Origin of the sequence: Nocardia thailandica NBRC 100428 (assembly GCF_000308795.1) — a bacterium.
Taxonomy (GTDB): Bacteria; Actinomycetota; Actinomycetes; order Mycobacteriales; family Mycobacteriaceae; genus Nocardia; species Nocardia thailandica.
On the sequence record NZ_BAGK01000268.1, the window covers coordinates 1 to 878 of the forward strand.

Consider the following 878-nt stretch of genomic DNA (forward strand, 5'->3'; position numbering starts at 1 on the left):
TGCTACTGCCCCTGCAAGCCCATCGCCGCTTCGGTGAGGCACTGAACAGTATCCGGGCACGATGACCGGCCACCTCGACCAACCCACGCCTGCCTCGCCCGAACCGGACCAGCATCGGGAGGTGACCTGGCCCGATCCCAGCCCGCTGCAGTCGTGGTGAGGAGATCATGGGTGGTCCGCACATCACAGCGGGGCACGGTCGCCGCCGCGGGCAGATCGTCGTGCCGGGAGCCGGGAACAGCGCAGGTCGCGCTGGACCGGCGGCCATCCTCGGTACCGGGTCCGCCGGAAATCGCCGTCGACACCCTGTGCCCTCACGCTCACCCTACCCATCACGGACCGGCGGCAACTGGCCGGCTGTCCTCGACAGTGGCTGGGGATCCCCATCGACGGCACAGTCGCGGTTCCGGTACGGTCGGCAACAGCAAAGGCGTTGGGGAGGCGCCGGTTTCGTCGTCTGCGCCGATTCGGTGCCGGGCGGCGCACAGACTGATCGAGGGCGCCGACAGCCTGCGGGAGCGGTGCTGCCATCCGGGGGGATGCATGAAGAAGATCGTGCTGGTGGTGTGTGGATCGTGTATCGCGATCGCGTGTCTGGTGATCGGGATCGAACTGCTCGCGGTGCCGGTCGGCCCGCCGGGTGTCGGCACGCCGTCATCGTGTACCTGGCCTCATATCGACGCCGAGACGCCTCACTGTCGGGGGCCTTACCCGGGACGCCAGCCCGGGTGAGCTCGCAGCGAGGGCCACGCCCGGCCTCGGCGCGCGGGGGATAGGCGCCGCTGGGCGGATAGCCGGGCGGGGCGGCTGCCTGCTGTGAGCCGCCGGCCCAGCTCGGATCGTGCCCACGCCGCGCACGCCTGTTCACCCGGACCCGA

1 protein-coding gene is annotated in these 878 nt (G+C 70.6%); it reads left to right on the forward strand.

Translation table 11 applies throughout. The annotated features are described in order from the left end of the window. The first annotated feature begins 543 nt into the window (after positions 1-543). On the forward strand, positions 544-732 hold the full coding sequence (locus tag ON36_RS35100; RefSeq protein ID WP_157225034.1) for a hypothetical protein: 189 nt from the start codon (positions 544-546) through the stop codon (positions 730-732). Positions 733-878 lie beyond the last annotated feature (146 nt).